Here is a 17,937-nt window from a genome sequence, read left to right as displayed (position 1 = left end):
TCGCTCAATATACTGAAAATTCTTACAAGCTTTTTTCTCTGTTCAACACGAACATCAATAAAGGGGAGGATTATATGAATTCAATCATTGAAAAAAGAATTGGTATACCACAATTAAAAGAACGTATTGTATCTGCCGAAGAAGCAGCTGCCCTTATCCCAGATGGTGCAGTAGTCGGCATGAGTGGTTTTACACGTGCAGGGGATGCGAAAGTTGTTCCTATGGCTCTTGTTGAACGAGCAAAAAAAGAACAATTCAAAATTGATGTATATACTGGTGCTTCACTTGGACCTGAAGTAGACCATTACCTTGCAGAAGCTGGCGTTATTCGTAAACGTGGACCTTACCAAGGCGAAAGAGCAATGCGTAATTTGATCAACAAAGGTGACATTCTATATGTAGATGCACACCTTTCACACAATGCTGAGTTAGTACGTCAAGGAATTATCGGTCCAATTCAATATGCAATTATTGAAGTTTGTGCAATTACTGAAGATGGATTACTTATTCCAACTACATCTGTAGGTAACGCACCAATTTTTGCACAATACGCTGAAAATATCATTCTTGAATTAAATATTTCCCATCCAGAAACTTTAATTGGTATTCATGATATTTATATTCCTGGTCCTCAAGGTGAGCGTGAACCAATTCCTTTAACAAATGCAAACCAACGAATCGGTGAAAAAGGAATTCGCGTTAACCCAGAGAAAATTAAAGCAATTGTCATTTCTGAAGAGCCAGATGCTCCTTCACTAATCGTTGATCCAGATGAAGAAACACAAAGAATGGCAAATTTATTATTAGACTTCTTCCGTTCTGAAATTAAAGCTGGACGTTTAACAAACCAATTAATGCCGATTCAATCTGGAGTTGGATCTGTAGCAAATGCTGTTTTAGACGGCTTTAAAGAATCTGAATTTGAAAATTTACAAGTTTACTCTGAATGTTTACAAGATGCTGTATTTAATTTGATCGACGCTGGAAAAGTAAACTTTGCATCTGCAACATCCATTACTTTAACTGCTGAAGCACAGCAAAAAGTATATGGCAACATTGAAAAATATATAGATAAAATTTGCTTGCGTCCTCAAGAAATTTCTAACCACCCAGAAATCGTTCGTCGCCTCGGATTAATTTCTATTAACGCTGCACTTGAAGTAGATATTTACGGTAACGTGAACTCTACTCACGTAGCTGGAACAAAAATGATGAACGGTATCGGTGGTTCTGGAGACTTTGCTCGTAACGCTCGTCTAACTATTTTCGTAACAAAATCTTATGCAAAAGGTGGAGCAGTTTCATCCATCGTTCCAATGGTTTCACACCATGACCATACTGAACATGATGTGGACATCATCGTAACTGAACAAGGTATCGCTGACTTACGTGGTCTAGCGCCAAAAGAACGAGTGCCGTTAATCATTGAAAACTGTGCGCATCCAGATTTCAAAGATCAACTTTGGGATTATTATCATCGAGCAGTAGAAAAATACGGAAATGTTCAAACTCCTCATATTTTAGAGGAAGCATTAAGCTGGCACGTGAACCTATTGAAAAACAACACGATGAAAAAAGAAGTAGAAGTAAAATAATGTATGATTTTATTAATAGCACAAACTAATCATTGGTTTGTGCTATTTTTTTAGAACATTACATCAATCGAATACGTTCAAAGCTTCCACATATTAAGAAAATTTCCAAACTATCAATATGTATTATGATGGGCTTTAAAGAAAACAGATTGATAATAAAGCATAAACAATTGCAAGGTTGGGACAATAACACCGCGCTAAATAAAATGGCCGATTGGGGGGTGTCTAGAAAGCCGAAAATATTCTAGACATCCTCAAATTATTTTATGATTTGCTCCTGTGGTAGTCAAAACAAGTTTCCACAATTCTCGTCGCTACTGCGACCATTTTTCTTTTGAGTTCGTTATCCCAACCTTGCACTAAAATAGTTATCTAACTTCTTGATTGTTTTCGTTATAATAAATAACCGCCGTTTGTAGGCCACTTTCTGCAATCATATTGTTTTCTCTAATTTTTGTTTCAGTATCATCTGCAGCCGTTTCAGCAATTTCTTTTAAATCATTATTATTATTTTTGCTATAACGCTTTTCACCAAAGTCAGTTTCCTTCGAGAATGTTGTCCTCATATTTTTTATCATCTTCATCGTTTTATCTCGATTTTCTTTTTTGCTGAGAAATGCTGCTACACCTGCTACAAATGCAGTCAATACAACACCTTTCCCTTTTGCCATGGAAATAACTCCTTTCATTTTCTTTTCTTACTGACAATAAAAAAAGTGACATAAAAACATAATGTTCTTATGTCACTTATCTTTTACGCTTTTACATCATCATATACACCACTACGAAACTCATTCACGACGTAAGAGCATATAGGATTCATTTTATATTGATGTTCCCTCGCATATTCCACTGCCCGTTCTAATAATTTTTTCGCGACACCTTGCCCACGAAGCTCTGGTGAAACGAAGGTATGCGTCATATCCATTATTCCATCATGCTGATTCCACGTAATTTCTGCTAACATTTTCCCATCTTTTTCATACTCAAAAGCAAAGTAGTTCGTCCCTCTTTCAACAAGTTTGAATTCCATAAACATTCCACCCCTTTTTGAATTACTATATCATAGGGAACATGCATTGTAATTTAGTTTGCTTCCTGTTCTTCAGAAGATGAGAACCATGAGGAAATTGTTTCGATTAATTTACTAAAGAAGTTTTTCACTTTTTCCCAAAATCCTTCATCATGCAGAAGATTTCCAAACTTTTCTTCAATCTTTGAACTGATGTTTGACAATTGATCTGCCCATTTTGAAAAATCAATATCCAGCTGTCGAATTCGGTCCATTAAATCAATCAACATTTGTCTATCAGCATCACTTAACTCAATTTGTAATTTTGATAATTGATCTGTTACTATTTTCTCCACTTCTTCCCTTGTTTGTGGATCAATTTCAGCAATTTGCTTTTTAATCTCCGTTAATAACTGCGCAACTTGTTCATCGCTAATATTTGCGTTATCAGCAAGTTCTGTTGCGACATATAATTCTTCGTTTGCAACATCTGTTCTTTCAATATCTAATGTTTCTCCTGTTTTTACTTCATATGCTTTGTAAATTCCAACAAGGGCTGAATGTCCCGTTACTGGCTTTGGAGCGGCTACTTCCACTGTTGCATCTTCTAGGCCCGCCGTCAACATGGCATTCGCATACATTTCAGATGTCACTTCTGTTATATTTTCCGGCGTTACGATGCTGACTGTAAGGCCTTTCCCCTCTTCTTCTCGAGTAATTTTGGCTGAAGAATACATGCGAGCATTTGGATTACTATTACTAATGTATTTTACTAAGTCTTGACCGGAAACGATGATTTCATCTACTTCTTGTTCTTCATCTACTCTTAATACTTCTCGTACCACTTCTTTTTCAGTATCTGAAAGGTTTGCACCATAAACCACTATTGGAACACCTAGTTTTTCGTTAATCGTTTTAGGAGTGGCTAATGCTTGTCCAGGCATAAGCGTACTGAACATGAAAAACAAACCAGCTATGATTGACAACCATTTCTTCATTCATAATTCTCCTTTCAAACCTAAACTTCAGGTTTGCTCATAATTAGTACGAATAAAAAACACAAAAGGTTTCCGTACTGTCCTTTTGTGTCTATTCATAGAAGCATTAAATTATTTCCGTCCAACCATCTTCTTGTTTTACTTTTTTTTGTTTCATGAGCACACCTAAAGCTCGTTTAAATGCACCTTTACTCATATCAAACATTGCATAAATCTCTTCCGGAGTCGACTTATCGCTAAAAGGCATCTTTCCTCCTACACTTTGTAGGTACTCATAAATCTTCTCAGCATCATTGCTGAGTCTTTCGTGACTGCGAGGTAGCATGGAACCATTCATTGTTCCATCTTCCTTGACAGCAATAATCCGAACTTCTACGTCTTGCCCTAGCCTTGGTTCAGATTCCATTTCACTATGGTGTACAAATATTCGATAAGGATGATCTATACCTAATAAAAACGAACCTACTGGCAATAGCCGATAAGCTCGAGCCATTATATTTTTATTAAACAATTTTTCAGAAGCCTCTTCGTACAACTCACTTACCTTTTCTTCTGTTATGAGACGCCCAAACAATTCGCCCTTTCGATTTGTATACAACGTAATAAATAAGTGATCTCCTGCCTTAGGCCATAAAGAACGAATTTTTGGTAAATCTTCTGCTTTCACAAGGGCTTCCCGAGTTGAGCCGATATCTACAACAGCACCTTCATTCGAGATTTTTAATACCTTTGCCCATCCATATTCTCCTTGAATAATATGCGGTACCATTGTTGTCGCTAATAACTCCCCACGGCGATTCGCATATAAAAATACCTTTATACGATCTCCTACTGTGAGAGGGGTAGCTACTTCAGAACTATTAAGTGGGATTTCTAGTTCACCATTTGTCAGTATCCACCTTGAACCAGCTTTCTCTAGGACTGTTAGCTCTACTACTTGACCAGCTTTTAAATCTTTCATTATTGCTTCCCTTCCGCCAATAAATTATGGTTGTTGTTTCATTTTTTCAAGCTTTTTTACAATTTCCTCATCTTCTTCTAACAATTGAACTAAATCTGCGATGCGGTCGATTGAATTCCAACTTAAATGATGTTCAATCCCTTCCACATCTTCATAAATCTTATCTTCATCAACACCAATGAGTCTTAAAAATTGCTCAAGAAGTTCATGTCTTTTAACAAGTCGCTTCCCAAGCTTTTCTCCCTTTGGTGTAAGTGTTAACCCTCTGTATTTTTCATATACCAAATAACCGTCTTTATCTAGTTTCTGCACCATTTTTGTTACGGAGGAAGGTAAAACCGATAAAGCTTCAGCTATGTCAGACACCCGGGCATATCCTTTTGTTTCAATTAATAAATATATTTGTTCGATATGATCTTCCATACTAGGTGTTGGCATAACACGACCCCTCACTTTCGTCTATCATATTCAGTTTACTACAATGTAACTAAAAAATGTAACTTTTAACGGCAAAAGAATCAAACAAAAATGTCCAAAAAGTTTAGTTTTCAACTTTTTGGACATCATTACTCTACATGACCCCTTCTTTTGCCCACTGCATGAATAGCACGTATGATTTCCTTATTAATGTTTTCTATATTTCTTGAGTCCTTTAATTCGTTAAACGCTTCTTCTCGAGCATTTAAAGAAACCACATAATATGTAGGCAAATTATTTAACACATTTGCCACTATATTTAATTCGCATTCTTCACAATTACAGAATGTTTGATATTCCACACTTCGTAAAAAATAACGAACAAGTCCACTTACTATTTCTTCCATTACATTCACTAATCTTAGTTGTGACATTTATTTTTTCTCTCCGTTCAAACTATACTTTTATTAATTAATACTATAAACGGATAGAACAAAATACTCAATAGTATCAAGTTATTTTTTCATAATAATCCCATATAAATACAATTTCATCTTGTATAATTATTTCAAAATTTGCCATTTTTATTAACATTTTTACATTTTATCCTGAATGCTATATCTTTAGTAGGGATATCTATTATTGATAATTGCCTATTATTTATGAACTAATAAATTTTCATTTAATTCCAAAACAATTGGACAGTGGTCACTTCCTAAAATTTCAGAATGTATTTCACTATTTATGATCGCATCGACAATCAAATCTGAAACGATAAAATAATCGATACGCCATCCAATATTTCGTTCTCTTACTTTATTCATATAGGACCACCAAGTATATGCATCTGTTCGGTTTGGATATAAATATCGAAACGTATCAGTAAAACCTTCTGATAATAATCTTGTCATTTTTTCCCTTTCTTCAAAGGTAAACCCAGAATTTCCGATATTGGATTTGGCATTTTTTAAATCAATTTCTTGATGAGCAACATTTAAATCTCCACAATAAATAACAGGCTTCTTACGATCTAACGCTTTCAAATAATCGAATAAATCATCTTCCCATTGCAATCGTTTATCCAATCTTGCTAAATCCCTCTGTGAATTTGGTGTATACACATTTACTAAATAAAATGAATCGTATTCTAATGTAATAATTCTGCCTTCTGATTCAGAATCCATTTCTCCGACTCCATATTTTACGGAGAGAGGTTTATGCTTCGTAAAAACTGCTGTTCCTGAATACCCCTTTTTCTCTGCATAGTTCCAATACTGATAATATCCTTTTAGCGGCAGCTCTACTTGTCCCGCTTGACATTTCGTTTCTTGAATACAAAAAAAATCTGCATCCATTCTATTAAAGTAGTCTAAAAATCCTTTCTTTAAACAAGCTCGTATTCCATTAACATTCCACGAAATAAATTTCACTTTCCCACCTACTATGTATGAAAAATTTAAAGAAAAGCAAAATAAGGGAGAAGCAACCTTTTTAATGAAGGTTGCTGCCTCCCTATGAATAATAAAGATTCAATTGGGAAATTTCCAATGATTTATCTTGGACATTAATCTTCTCCAACAATTTTCACTTCAAGTTCTAGCTCAACACCAAATTTTTCTTTTACAACTTTTTGGACCATTTTGATTGTTTCTATATAATCCGTCGCAGTTGCGTTTCCTTTATTAATAATAAATCCAGCATGTTTTGTAGAAACTTCTGCTCCGCCAACCCCTTTTCCTTGAAGACCACTATCTTGAATTAATTTTCCAGCAAAATAACCTGGTGGGCGTTTAAATACGCTTCCTGCTGAAGGATATTCTAACGGCTGTTTAGATTGTCGTTTATAAGTCAAATCTGCAATTTTTGCATCAATTTCTTCTTTATTACCTTTTTCTAGTCGGAATAATGATGAAAGCACAATATAGTTCTTCTGAGCTATAATGCTTTTTCGATAACCTAATTCCAATTCTTCTTTTGATAATACAAGACGCTTTCCTTCCCTAGTTAGTACTGTGGAATGAACGATGATGTCATTGATTTCTCCACCGTAAGCACCGGCGTTCATCGCCATTGCTCCACCTACTGAACCTGGAATTCCACAAGCAAATTCTAAGCCTGTTAAACTTGCTTCTGCTGCTTTTTTGGAAACATCCATAATAAGTGCTCCACTTTGTGCATACACTTCGGTTCCTTCAATTTTTATTTGATTGAGTTTCGATAAATTCATTACAATTCCACGAACGCCACCGTCACGAACAATCATGTTAGAACCATTTCCTAAAATTAACAACGGAATTTGATGGTTATACGTATACTGTACAATTGCCTCAACTTCCTCTTCCGTCTCCGGCATGACTAATATATCAGCATTTCCTCCAAGTTGTGTCATTGTATATTTTTTTAACGATTCGTTTATTTTTATATTTTCTTTATTTGTAACCCCAGATAAATCCTTAACCCATTGTTCAATTGTCATAAAAGCATATTCCTTTCCTGTATTAAACCTTGTATCTGTAATTGTATACTTTTTGACAAGCAAATATATGCTTTAATTGCAAGAATTTTACGATTATTTTCCAACTTTTCAAAACATAAATCTTTCCTCGATAAGTGTACCATGTTTTCCATTAGTTATAAAAGTTTAGACTATAAATAATACTTCCAAGTATTGTCTCTAACATTATAATAAACTATTATGAAAATAAGAATGTTGAAAGCAGGTGAAAAAATGAAAAAGTTTGCTGTAGATTTTTCCCACTCTTCCATCACTTTTTCTGTAAAACATATGATGATAGCAAATGTAATAGGCCACTTTAATTCTTATCATGCGGAAATCGAAGCAGATTCAATTGAAGATTTAATAAATGCAAACATTAGTATAGAAATTGATGTAGCCAGTATTTCAACAAACGATTTATTGAGAGATCAACATTTAACTTCAAACGAGTTTTTTTATGCGGATAAATATCCAAAAATCACTTATAACGTAACAAGCATAGAACAAATCGATCATAATAAATTTTACATACATGGTGATATGACAATAAAAGAAGTAACAAAACCTGTGATCTTTGAAACGACTTATAAAGGACATGTTAAAAGCCCTTGGGGACAAGATACATATGGATTTTCAGCAGCAGCGAAAATCAACAGAAAAGATTTTGACTTAACTTATAATGCAAGGTTAGAATCTGGAGGACTTCTAATTGGAGAATTAGTAGATGTTAATGCGGAATTTGAAATTTATCCAATACTATAGTGTTTTATAAATCTAAATCTATTTAAGAAACATAGTGGATTAGATAAACATTTTTAATAAATACATATTGAAGCGTCCATACATTTATATACAATAAAGAGGTGCCTTGAAATCACTCCAGGCACCTCTTTTCCTTTTAAACTGCTACTGGTACTAGTTTTTGAACAGAAGCTTTTACTTGTTCTAAACCTGCTTCAATTATTTCATTTGCTCGATTTGGTTCAGCGTTATGGCCTTCAATAATCACTTCATCAAGAAGCTCCATTCCCGCAATATTCCCAAGAACATTTTTAATATAATTTACACTCATTTCCATAGGTTGAGCTTCTGGTGATGAGTAATATCCACCTCGTGCGTTCAAAATGACGAATTTTTTATCTGTTAATAACTGTACTAGTTGCCCTTTTTCATTATATTTAAACATAAATCCTGCTTGATAAATATAGTCAATGAATGTGTGTAAAGGTGCAGGAATTGTTAAATTCCATAATGGGAAAGCAACAACGATTACTTCTGCTTCTTTTACTAAATCCATCGCTTTTTTCTTCGCAGCTAGTAAACGAGACTCTGATTCCGTTAATTCTTTACCTTCGTTTTGTTTTGCCAATGCATCGAATAATTGTTGACCGAAATATGGCATATCTTCTTCGAAAACATCGTATATTTTTAGATTAATATTTTCAATTTTCTTCGCTTCTTCAATATATGTTTCAAACATTTTTGTTGAAATTCCGTCTGGACGGTTATTTGCTTTAATTACTAACACATTTTTCATGATGTATATATGCTCCCTTTCTTTAATTTAAAACATCTCAAATTCAAGATTCATAAAATCAAGTATAAAAGGGGGGATTCATTTTATCAAGCAAATAACACTCATACTTTTGGCTGAAATTAAATATCGCAATGTCCATCCGAGCAAATATCTCCGTCTCCGCCGAGCATTTGTAATGATGGTTTTAATCCCTTTTCTTCAGCTACTTTCTTTACTGTCTGCTCAAATAACTCTTGAGGTTGTGCTCCTGAGATTGCATATTTGTTTTCAAATACAAAAAATGGAACACCCTGAATACCGTAAATTTGAGCTTGTTGAATATCTTTTTCGACTTCTTCAGAAAATCGATTGCTCTTCAATATTTCTTCTACTTCTTTACTCTCAAGTCCAACTTCTTCTGCCAATTTGATTAACACATCTTCTTTTCCAATAGCTTTCCCTTCAATGAAATACGCATGGAATACCCGTTCACTGAACTCTATACCTTTTCCTTTTGAATAAGCCCATTTTGACAATCGATGAGCCTTTAAAGTATTTGCTGTTTTTAGTTCATCAAAATTATATTGAAGTCCTACTTCATTCGCCCGCTGTACAACACTGTTTGTCATTTTCATTACTTCATCAATCGGCATCCCATATTTTTTTGATAGATGCTCATAAATGTACTCATCCGAATCTTCTAATGTTGTAGGATCTAATAAAAAGCTTTTTAATTCTACTTCCACTTGTCCAAAATACCCTGTATCTTGAATTGCTTTCTCCAACTGCTTCTTTCCGATATAACAAAATGGACAAACGAAATCTGACCAAACTTCTACTTTCATTTCTTTTCCTCCTTTTTCGCTATTTTACTTGTATCCTCTTAAAACAACAAAATATATGCTCCTACTGAATAATGTAATGATTTTTTTTACATACTCGTAAAAAACACATTTTTAGGGGGATTTTCATGCAGAATTCGCTTTGGTTACATAATGTAACCCCTTTATCTTTAACATCATTATCCGCTTCCCTGAACTGCGATGTATGTATAGTTGGCGGTGGATTAACAGGGGTCTATACTGCCTATCTTCTTGCAAATAAAGGGATAGATGTTGTTTTGCTAGAAGCGAAATCTTCTGTTGCGAATGGTACAACAGGTCACTCTACGGGAAAACTAACTCCCCAACATGGTGCAGTTTATGATTTATTACTGAACACTTTTAATGAAGAAGAAGTGCGCACCTATTATGATGCCAATGCAACGGCTATTGAAAACGCACTTCATGATGCAACAGCGGATACATTCCAACGAGTTGATTCTTATTTATATGCAACAACAGAACAGGGTGCGGAAAAAATCAAGAAAGAAATAGAGGCTTACAAGAAAATAGGTATACAAGGAACCGAAACAACTGATACTGAACTGCCTTTTGATGTTATCACTGCATTAAAAATGGAAAATACCTATCAAATCCATCCGACGAAATTTACGAATCATTTTGCAAAATTAGCATTAAAAGCGGGAGCAAAACTATTTGTAAATACAAGGGTAACAAAATTAATTATTGATGAAAATCGCCTTTTAACGGAGAATCATTTTGAAGTAAACTTCAAATCAATTGTGCTTGCAACCCATTATCCAATCGAGGCAATAAAGGGGCTGCAAATCGCCAAATTATCTATTGACCGTTCTTATTTAATGGCAACCAAAACTGCGGAGATATTGAAAGGCCAATATTTATCTACCGATCAATCTTCCCGAACAATTCGAACAGCTTTAATTGATCATCAACCATACTTCATTTTCGGAGGTAGCTCCCATGTTGCAGGTGCTGTCCAAAACACACAATTTTATTATGAAATGTTAGAAAAAGAACTTATGTCAACTTTCGATTTGCCTAAACCTGAATATTTATGGAGTGCACAAGATCCAAATACAGCAGATTATATTCCTTACGTAGGACGCATTTCAGAAAGTGAACCGCGTATATATATCGCTACTGGTTATCGGAAATGGGGGCTTTCCAACTCGCTTGTTGCAGGTGAAATAATTTCGACACAAATTACGGAAGGCCAACACCCTGCCCAATATCTTTATAGTCCTTCGAGAAATATGTTCGGAAAAACTTTTATGCGAATGTTGAAGGCAATTGGCTTTACAGTATCAAATCTCGCAGAAGGTTATTTAATGCGAATTGAAGCTCCAAAATGCACCCATTTAGGTTGTAAAACCCAATGGAATGAGGCGGATGAAACGTGGGATTGCCCTTGCCACGGTTCACGATTCGATAAGTTTGGCAACGTCATTGAAGGACCAGCAGTATATCCACTATCTTTGGAATAAAAAAAACGGTGTCAAGGATTTACCTTGAACACCGTCTATTATTAACTTAATGCATCTGTCAACACAGGAACTACTTGTTTTTTACGTGAAACTACTCCTGGTAAATCGAATTGGTTATCCACTAATTCCTTACCGAATGCTTTTGCTGCATCTAGAGCAGCATTTCCTGCTACTATTGCTACGGAATCGTTGTTTAAAATATCAGTAATGAAGAAGAAGAATAAGTTTAAACCTTTTTCTTCAACATTCTTATTCAGTAAACTTACTAATTCTTCTTTACGGTTCAACACATCATTCACATCAACTGCATTCACTTGAGCAACAACGGATTTCACTGTGCCAAAAGTAAATTCTTTTGCATCTAAAGAAAGTAAATCTTCTATAGATTTATCTGAAAGATCCGCACCAGCCTTTAGCATCGAAAGACCGTATTCTTCCGCATTCACTCCTGCAATTTCAGCCAACTCTTTACCTGCTTGTACATCTTCTTCCGTGCAAGTAGGAGATTTGAATAGAAGCGTATCAGAAATGATGGCTGAAAGCATTAAACCAGCAATGTTTGAAGGAATTTCAATATTTTTTTCTTTGAAGATTTTATTTAAAATCGTTGCCGTACATCCAACTGGTTCTGCGCGATAATATAACGGATCAGCCGTTTCAAAGTTTGCAATACGGTGGTGGTCAATAACTTCTAAAATTTTTACGTTTTCAATTCCGTCTGCAGATTGTTGGCGCTCATTGTGGTCAACTAAAATCACTTCACTAGTTTCTTCTGCAACATTTGAAATAAGTCTTGGCGGCTCGAAACCGAACTTTTCTAAAGCATATTTTGTTTCATTATTAATTTCACCAAGTCTTACCGCTTCTGCATCTACTCCGAGTTGCTGTTTTAAATAAGCATAAACGATTGCGGATGTAATCGAATCTGTATCAGGGTTTTTATGTCCGAAAACTACTACTTTGCTCATTCAAATAGTTCCTCCTAAATTTGTGTATAGTCCGTGTCTATTTTATCATAACTTCCTTATAATAGAAAAACGTAACATATCACATAAAATTTATGAAAAACAAAAATATTTTCGAAAAATTCAAAGTTTTACGAACATTTAAGTATCACTATTTCATTGTTAACGTTCGTTTTTCTAAAAATTGGAGACTATCATCTAATTGAGCATTTAAATTTAAAAATTTTTTATAATAATTTCTATTATGTAGAGTCATGCCTTCGACGAGAGCGTGTACAAGGGAATTAGCTGCGGTATTTGCTTCTAAAGCAACTTGTTTTTGAGCCCCTGCAACAAAACTGATATTTGCATAATCACGTACAGGGGATATGGAAGAATTTGTTATAGCAATAATTTTGACCTTTTTATTTTTCGCTAATTTAACAATTGTTAATATATCTTCTAATACCGAATCTAAAGCGATTACAAACAATACTGAATCTGTATCCATTCTATTTATTTGGTTTACAATATCTTCAACATTAAATTTGATTTGAGTAACCTTTTTTCCGAAATTTTCTAACATTGAAGTTAAATAACATGTAGATGGAGCGCACTGTCTATAACCTAACGTATAAATGATCCCTGCTTCATGTAAATAAATTGTGGCTTTTTCAAAGCTTTCTGCATCAATACATTGTATTGTATTTAAAATACTCGTTACATCCCGATTCATTATTTCACTGAATAAATATTCATGTTTTTTTCCAATGGATAATTGTTCGCCAGCCGAAACATGTTTCGATTCTAATAAATCCTTTCGAATTCTATCTTGCAGTTCACTATAGCCAGATAAATCCATTGCATAACAAAACCGAATCACTGTTGACTCACTTACACCGATGATTTTTCCTACTTCAGAGGCAATATGAGTAGCAACTACATTCGGATTTTCTATAACAAACTGCGCTACTTTACGTTGTCCCCTTGAAAGTCGGATAAAGCGTTTTTTCACTTCATCACAAAAGCCCATTTTCTTAATGAATTCCTCCTTCATGAAATTACTTTAATGTATGCAATATTATAGAAAGTAGGTTAGCATGTATAATGATTGAATACAATGAGTTTTCAGAAAAATATTCAAGAGTAACTAAGTAAATTCATTAAATTGTCAAACTTATAAGGAAGCTTTTTGTTCTTAAAAAAGCTTCCTTCAATTTATTTACTCTAGTTCCATTTGTTTTGTTTCTTGTCCTAAAAAAACAACTGCCGCTACACCAATTACAATCGAAATGCAAAATACAGCAAAAATAAATCCGAAATCAAATCCTGCCGTACGCAACCACCCTACAAGCAAAGGACCAAAAATGCCTCCAATCCGTCCAATTGCTGCTGCCATCCCTGCGCCAGTTCCACGAATTACTAATGGATATTGTTCCGGTGTATAAGCATACAAAGCTCCCCAAGCACCTAAGTTAAAGAAGGATAAAAGAATTCCCGAAATTAATAGCACTGTAATGGATTCTGCTTGTCCAAACACATAAGCACTTGCAGCTGTTCCTAATAAATAAGTAACTAATACAAATTTTCGCCCAATCTTTTCTACAAACCATGCAGCAGTAAAATAACCTGGTAGTTGAGCTAGGGTCATAATCAAGACATATTTAAAGCTAGAGATTAAGCTGAAGCCTTTTCCTACCATAACACTTGGAAGCCATAAAAACATTCCATAGTAAGAAAATACAACGGAAAACCACAGAACCCAAAGCATAAGGGTAGACTTCGCATATTTTTTTGACCATACACCACTTATATTTTGAAAAATAGTGCGTTTTTTCGCCTCAGGTTTTGCGGCAAACTGAGGAGAGTCAGGTAAATGCAAACGAATAAATACCGCGTATAATGCTGGTATAGCTGTTATGATTAATGCCACTCTCCAACCGGCAATTGGCCATATATCACTTGGAATAACAAAGTAAGCAATGATTGCAGCTAACAACCATCCGAATGCCCAAAAACTTTCTAACAATACAACTACCCGACCACGTTCTTTAGCTGGTACACTTTCTGAAACCAATGTAGAAGCAACAGGAAGTTCACCACCAAGTCCCATACCAATAATAAATCGTAAAATTAAAAACGCAGCTAATGTCGTTGTAAATGCCGATATACCACTTGCAATGGAGAAAACCAATAGTGTTACAATAAAAATGGTTTTTCTTCCTATTTTATCTGCCAGCAATCCGAATAGAAAAGCTCCTACGGCCATCCCAATAGAGTTGACACTTCCAATCCAGCCCATTTCATTGGAGGAAAGACCCCAATCTACCGCTAGTGCTGCAATAATAAATGAAAGTATTCCGACATCCATTGCATCGAATAACCATCCGACACCAGCAACCCCCAACAATTTATTGCGAGAGATGGTCCGGGCTTTCTTGGATTGCAACAACTTATTATCCATCTGTTATTTCACCTGTCTTTACAATTTAGATGATATTATTACATTAAACCCATTCACTATTATTAGCAAGTATTATATTTGATTTATTTTTGTAATTATTTATCTTGTGTTTAATAAAAATGATAAAATAATTTGTGTATATAATATTTTAAATTTTTCGTTTTCTATTGAAATATACTATTATTGTGCGCTAAAATGTCTTTTATATAAAAACATATGTTCATCCAGCGAAAACAAAAGGAGATATTACTATGTGGAAAGGTCTTATCGAAGAATATAAAGAATTTTTACCTGTGACAGAAAAAACACCTACATTAACTTTGAATGAAGGAAATACTCCTTTAATTTATTTAGGAAATTTATCTAAAAAACTAGGCATAGAATTATACGGAAAATACGAAGGATTAAATCCTACTGGCTCTTTCAAAGATCGTGGAATGGTCGTTGCGGTAGCAAAAGCTGTGGAAGAAGGAGCAAAATGTGTTATTTGCGCATCTACTGGTAATACATCTGCTGCTGCTAGCGCTTATGCTGCTCGCGCAGGTATTCAATCAATTGTCGTTATTCCAAAAGGAAAAGTCGCTCTTGGGAAATTAGCACAAGCTTGTATGTATGGTGCAAAAATCATTGAAATTGATGGAAATTTCGATGATGCTCTTTCAATCGTTCGTAAAATTGGTGAAGAAGGAAAAGTAACGCTCGTAAACTCTGTCAATCCGTACCGTATCGAAGGGCAAAAAACTGCTGCCTTTGAGATTGTCGATGCTTTAGGAAAAGCCCCTGATTATTTATGTATTCCGGTTGGTAACGCAGGTAACATCACTGCCTATTGGAAAGGCTTTAAAGAATATAATGAAGCAAAAAACAGTGGTTTACCTAAAATGTATGGATTCGAAGCAGAAGGAGCAGCTGCCATTGTAAAAGGTCAACCAATAGACAATCCTGAAACAGTTGCGACAGCTATTCGCATTGGTAATCCTGCGAGTTGGAAATTCGCTGAAGCGGCTCGCGATGAATCAAATGGAATAATCGACTCCGTTACTGATGAAGAAATCATTGCTGCATATAAAGAAATCGCAAAAAGTGAAGGAATTTTTGTCGAACCAGGTTCAGCTGCTTCCCTTGCTGGTGTAATCAAATCCGTAAATAACGGAAAAATTGAAAAAGGTAGCACAGTGGTCACTGTATTTACGGGGAACGGGCTAAAAGACCCTGATACTGCTATGAATGTATCGACTGTGGAAGTCGTTTCTTTGAAAAATAACATGGAAGAAATTCGAAACTACATTGAGGGTTTAGTATGAGTAAAAAATGGCAAATTACAGTTCCAGGAAGCACTGCAAATTTAGGCCCGGGATTTGATTCTATAGGGCTTAGCCTATCACTTTATTTAAAGTTAACTGTTTCTCCTCAAGATGAATGGGAAATTATCCATTTATCAGAAGGGTTACCAAAAAAATTCGAAATAAAAGATCACTTAATTTATAAAATCGCTCATGAAACTGCAAAACAATATAACAGAGAAATGCCTAGCTGTCGTATCGAAATGACAAGTGAACTGCCTTTTGCTCGAGGAATTGGCAGTAGTGCAGCAGCAATTGTAGCAGGAATTGAAATTGCAAACCTCCTTTGTGACCTTCAATTATCTGTGCAAGATAAATTAAATCTATCTTCACAGTTTGAAGGCCATCCAGACAATGCCACTGCTTCTATATTAGGAGGATTAACCATTTCAACAATGGATGAAGCAGGCAATGTTGATACAATTCACATCCATGACCTTGAAGCATCATTTGTATTATTTATTCCGAATGTAAAGTTAAAAACTTCTGAAGCAAGAGATGTGTTGCCAAAAACATTCCATAGACCATATGCCGTCCAAGCAAGTGCTGGTGCAAATATGCTCGCAGCAGCATTAGTATTAAAGGATTATGAACGCATCGGAAAATATATGGAATCTGATTTATTCCATGAGCCATTCCGTGCAGAACTTATCCCTTATTACCATGAAATTCGCAAGGAAGCAAAAAAAGCTGGAGCGTATGGTACTGCATTAAGTGGTGCTGGACCAACAATGATTTCAATAATTCCAAATTCCATAGGTCAACAATTTGTTGCAAAAATGGAGGAATTATTCCCGACACATAAAATCATTCTGACAAAACCAGATCAATGTGGCGTTTATGTTGAAGAAATATCAAGCGTTTCTAAAGCATAATAAAACAGGAGTTGTTCGAAAGTTCCCTACTTCAGAACAACTCCTGTTATACTTTTATGACAACAAAATTAAACTTATCGCCATTACCGCCATTCCCACAACCACCCCGTATATAGATGAGTGGGTCTCATCATATTTTTTCGCAGCTGGCAATAGTTCATCAAGAGAAATAAACACCATAATTCCTGCAACTGCTGCAAAAATTATTCCAAACATAATGTCATTTAGAAACGGCATCAATATTAAAAAGGCAACGAGTGCACCAATCGGCTCTGCAAGTCCTGAAAAAAAGGAAAGTTTAAAAGCTTTCTTCCTCTTACCAGTTGCATAAAATATCGGTATAGCTACAGCAATCCCTTCAGGTATATTATGGATAGCGATGGCAATGGCAATAGCAATTCCCACACTCGGATCGTGTATCGCTGACATAAAAGTCGCAATCCCTTCAGGGAAATTATGAATACCGATAGCAAGTGCCGTAAATATTCCTACCTTCATTAAATTTGCTTCATCTAATTCCTTAGGTGATAATTCTGCTTGCATAACATCCTCTACTGTTTTTACTTCATGAGGATTTGTTTTTTTCGGAATCAATTTATCTATCATAGCGATAAATAGCATTCCTCCAAAAAATCCCATCACCGTCATCCAATACCCTTTCGACTCTCCTAAAGCAACCGTTAATGCATCTTTCGCTTTAAAAAAAATTTCAATTAATGATACATATATCATTACGCCAGCTGAAAAACCTAAAGCAGCAGATAAAAACTTTTTATTCGTTCTCTCGGTAAAAAATGCTATAAGCGCACCAAGTCCAGTTGCTAACCCTGCAAATAAGGTCAGACTAAATGCTAATATGATGTTACTCATTCGAACATCCTTTCTTTTAATATCCTAATATTATTATATACGCAGAACTTTCCTTCGTGCAACTTTTTTTACCTTATCTATATTTTGTGGATTTAGAA

The 17,937-nt window shown here is 35.0% G+C and carries 19 protein-coding genes; 5 read left to right on the top strand and 14 right to left on the bottom strand.

Annotation, left to right across the window (positions count from 1 at the left end; translation table 11 throughout):
• The first annotated feature begins 74 nt into the window (after positions 1 to 74).
• On the top strand, positions 75 to 1,595 hold the full coding sequence (locus NSQ18_RS08755; protein ID WP_016838330.1) for a succinate CoA transferase: 1,521 nt from the start codon (positions 75 to 77) through the stop codon (positions 1,593 to 1,595).
• A 368-nt stretch (positions 1,596 to 1,963) separates the two neighbouring features.
• On the opposite strand, the gene NSQ18_RS08750 is transcribed toward NSQ18_RS08755, so the two are convergent.
• The 8 genes from NSQ18_RS08750 to murB form a co-directional block, all read right to left on the bottom strand.
• On the bottom strand, positions 1,964 to 2,266 hold the full coding sequence (locus NSQ18_RS08750) for a hypothetical protein (protein WP_016838331.1): 303 nt from the start codon (positions 2,264 to 2,266) through the stop codon (positions 1,964 to 1,966).
• Between the two features lie 83 nt (positions 2,267 to 2,349).
• The gene (locus NSQ18_RS08745) at positions 2,350 to 2,628 is read right to left on the bottom strand and encodes a GNAT family N-acetyltransferase (RefSeq protein ID WP_016838332.1); all 279 of its coding nucleotides are present in this window, start codon (positions 2,626 to 2,628) and stop codon (positions 2,350 to 2,352) included.
• A gap of 53 nt (positions 2,629 to 2,681) precedes the next feature.
• Positions 2,682 to 3,605: a DUF1002 domain-containing protein gene (locus NSQ18_RS08740; RefSeq protein ID WP_016838333.1), complete on the bottom strand. Its 924-nt coding sequence runs from the start codon at positions 3,603 to 3,605 to the stop codon at positions 2,682 to 2,684.
• Positions 3,606 to 3,711: 106 nt separating this feature from the next.
• A complete protein-coding gene (locus NSQ18_RS08735; RefSeq protein ID WP_016838334.1) occupies positions 3,712 to 4,566 on the bottom strand; it encodes a S1-like domain-containing RNA-binding protein in 855 nt (284 codons plus the stop codon).
• A 24-nt stretch (positions 4,567 to 4,590) separates the two neighbouring features.
• Positions 4,591 to 5,004, bottom strand: coding sequence for a transcriptional regulator MntR (mntR, locus tag NSQ18_RS08730; protein ID WP_016838335.1), 414 nt, complete (start codon positions 5,002 to 5,004; stop codon positions 4,591 to 4,593).
• Positions 5,005 to 5,132: 128 nt separating this feature from the next.
• On the bottom strand, positions 5,133 to 5,417 hold the full coding sequence (locus NSQ18_RS08725; protein WP_016838336.1) for a late competence development ComFB family protein: 285 nt from the start codon (positions 5,415 to 5,417) through the stop codon (positions 5,133 to 5,135).
• A gap of 222 nt (positions 5,418 to 5,639) precedes the next feature.
• The gene (locus tag NSQ18_RS08720) at positions 5,640 to 6,413 is read right to left on the bottom strand and encodes an exodeoxyribonuclease III (RefSeq protein WP_016838337.1); all 774 of its coding nucleotides are present in this window, start codon (positions 6,411 to 6,413) and stop codon (positions 5,640 to 5,642) included.
• A gap of 134 nt (positions 6,414 to 6,547) precedes the next feature.
• A complete protein-coding gene (gene murB / locus NSQ18_RS08715) occupies positions 6,548 to 7,459 on the bottom strand; it encodes a UDP-N-acetylmuramate dehydrogenase (protein WP_016838338.1) in 912 nt (303 codons plus the stop codon).
• Positions 7,460 to 7,711: 252 nt separating this feature from the next.
• Here murB and NSQ18_RS08710 point away from each other — a divergent pair, with 252 nt between their 5' ends.
• Positions 7,712 to 8,242, top strand: coding sequence for a YceI family protein (locus NSQ18_RS08710; protein WP_026019078.1), 531 nt, complete (start codon positions 7,712 to 7,714; stop codon positions 8,240 to 8,242).
• Positions 8,243 to 8,378: 136 nt separating this feature from the next.
• Here NSQ18_RS08710 and NSQ18_RS08705 read toward each other — a convergent pair whose 3' ends face one another.
• Together NSQ18_RS08705 and NSQ18_RS08700 are read right to left on the bottom strand one after the other, a co-directional pair.
• On the bottom strand, positions 8,379 to 9,017 hold the full coding sequence (locus NSQ18_RS08705; RefSeq protein ID WP_016838340.1) for an FMN-dependent NADH-azoreductase: 639 nt from the start codon (positions 9,015 to 9,017) through the stop codon (positions 8,379 to 8,381).
• A 119-nt stretch (positions 9,018 to 9,136) separates the two neighbouring features.
• Positions 9,137 to 9,841, bottom strand: a complete 705-nt coding sequence (locus NSQ18_RS08700) for a DsbA family oxidoreductase (protein ID WP_016838341.1) — start codon at positions 9,839 to 9,841, stop codon at positions 9,137 to 9,139.
• Positions 9,842 to 9,966: 125 nt separating this feature from the next.
• On the opposite strand from NSQ18_RS08700, the gene NSQ18_RS08695 reads away from it, so the two are divergent.
• A complete protein-coding gene (locus NSQ18_RS08695) occupies positions 9,967 to 11,343 on the top strand; it encodes an FAD-dependent oxidoreductase (protein WP_339287737.1) in 1,377 nt (458 codons plus the stop codon).
• Positions 11,344 to 11,384: 41 nt separating this feature from the next.
• Here NSQ18_RS08695 and NSQ18_RS08690 read toward each other — a convergent pair whose 3' ends face one another.
• The 3 genes from NSQ18_RS08690 to NSQ18_RS08680 all read right to left on the bottom strand — a co-directional run bounded on the left by NSQ18_RS08690 (position 11,385) and on the right by NSQ18_RS08680 (position 14,751).
• Positions 11,385 to 12,311 carry a manganese-dependent inorganic pyrophosphatase gene (locus NSQ18_RS08690; protein WP_016838343.1) on the bottom strand — a complete coding sequence of 309 codons (927 nt, stop codon included), beginning with the start codon at positions 12,309 to 12,311 and terminating at the stop codon, positions 11,385 to 11,387.
• Between the two features lie 148 nt (positions 12,312 to 12,459).
• A complete protein-coding gene (locus tag NSQ18_RS08685) occupies positions 12,460 to 13,320 on the bottom strand; it encodes a MurR/RpiR family transcriptional regulator (RefSeq protein ID WP_016838344.1) in 861 nt (286 codons plus the stop codon).
• A 189-nt stretch (positions 13,321 to 13,509) separates the two neighbouring features.
• Positions 13,510 to 14,751 (bottom strand): MFS transporter, encoded by a 1,242-nt coding sequence (locus NSQ18_RS08680; RefSeq protein WP_016838345.1) that lies wholly within the window; start codon positions 14,749 to 14,751, stop codon positions 13,510 to 13,512.
• Between the two features lie 251 nt (positions 14,752 to 15,002).
• On the opposite strand from NSQ18_RS08680, the gene thrC reads away from it, so the two are divergent.
• Both thrC and thrB read left to right on the top strand, forming a co-directional pair.
• Entirely contained in the window at positions 15,003 to 16,055 is a 1,053-nt protein-coding gene (thrC, locus tag NSQ18_RS08675) for a threonine synthase (protein ID WP_016838346.1), read from the top strand.
• Positions 16,052 to 16,969, top strand: a complete 918-nt coding sequence (thrB, locus tag NSQ18_RS08670; protein ID WP_016838347.1) for a homoserine kinase — start codon at positions 16,052 to 16,054, stop codon at positions 16,967 to 16,969. Before thrC ends, thrB begins: the two co-directional genes overlap by 4 nt.
• A gap of 54 nt (positions 16,970 to 17,023) precedes the next feature.
• Here thrB and zupT read toward each other — a convergent pair whose 3' ends face one another.
• A complete protein-coding gene (gene zupT, locus NSQ18_RS08665; RefSeq protein ID WP_016838348.1) occupies positions 17,024 to 17,839 on the bottom strand; it encodes a zinc transporter ZupT in 816 nt (271 codons plus the stop codon).
• Positions 17,840 to 17,937 lie beyond the last annotated feature (98 nt).

It is taken from the genome of Ureibacillus sp. FSL K6-0786 (assembly GCF_037965165.1).
GTDB lineage: Bacteria > Bacillota > Bacilli > Bacillales_A > Planococcaceae > Ureibacillus > Ureibacillus thermosphaericus.
Note: the sequence above shows the minus strand (reverse complement) of the source record. Positions and strands in the feature narration are given on the sequence as shown.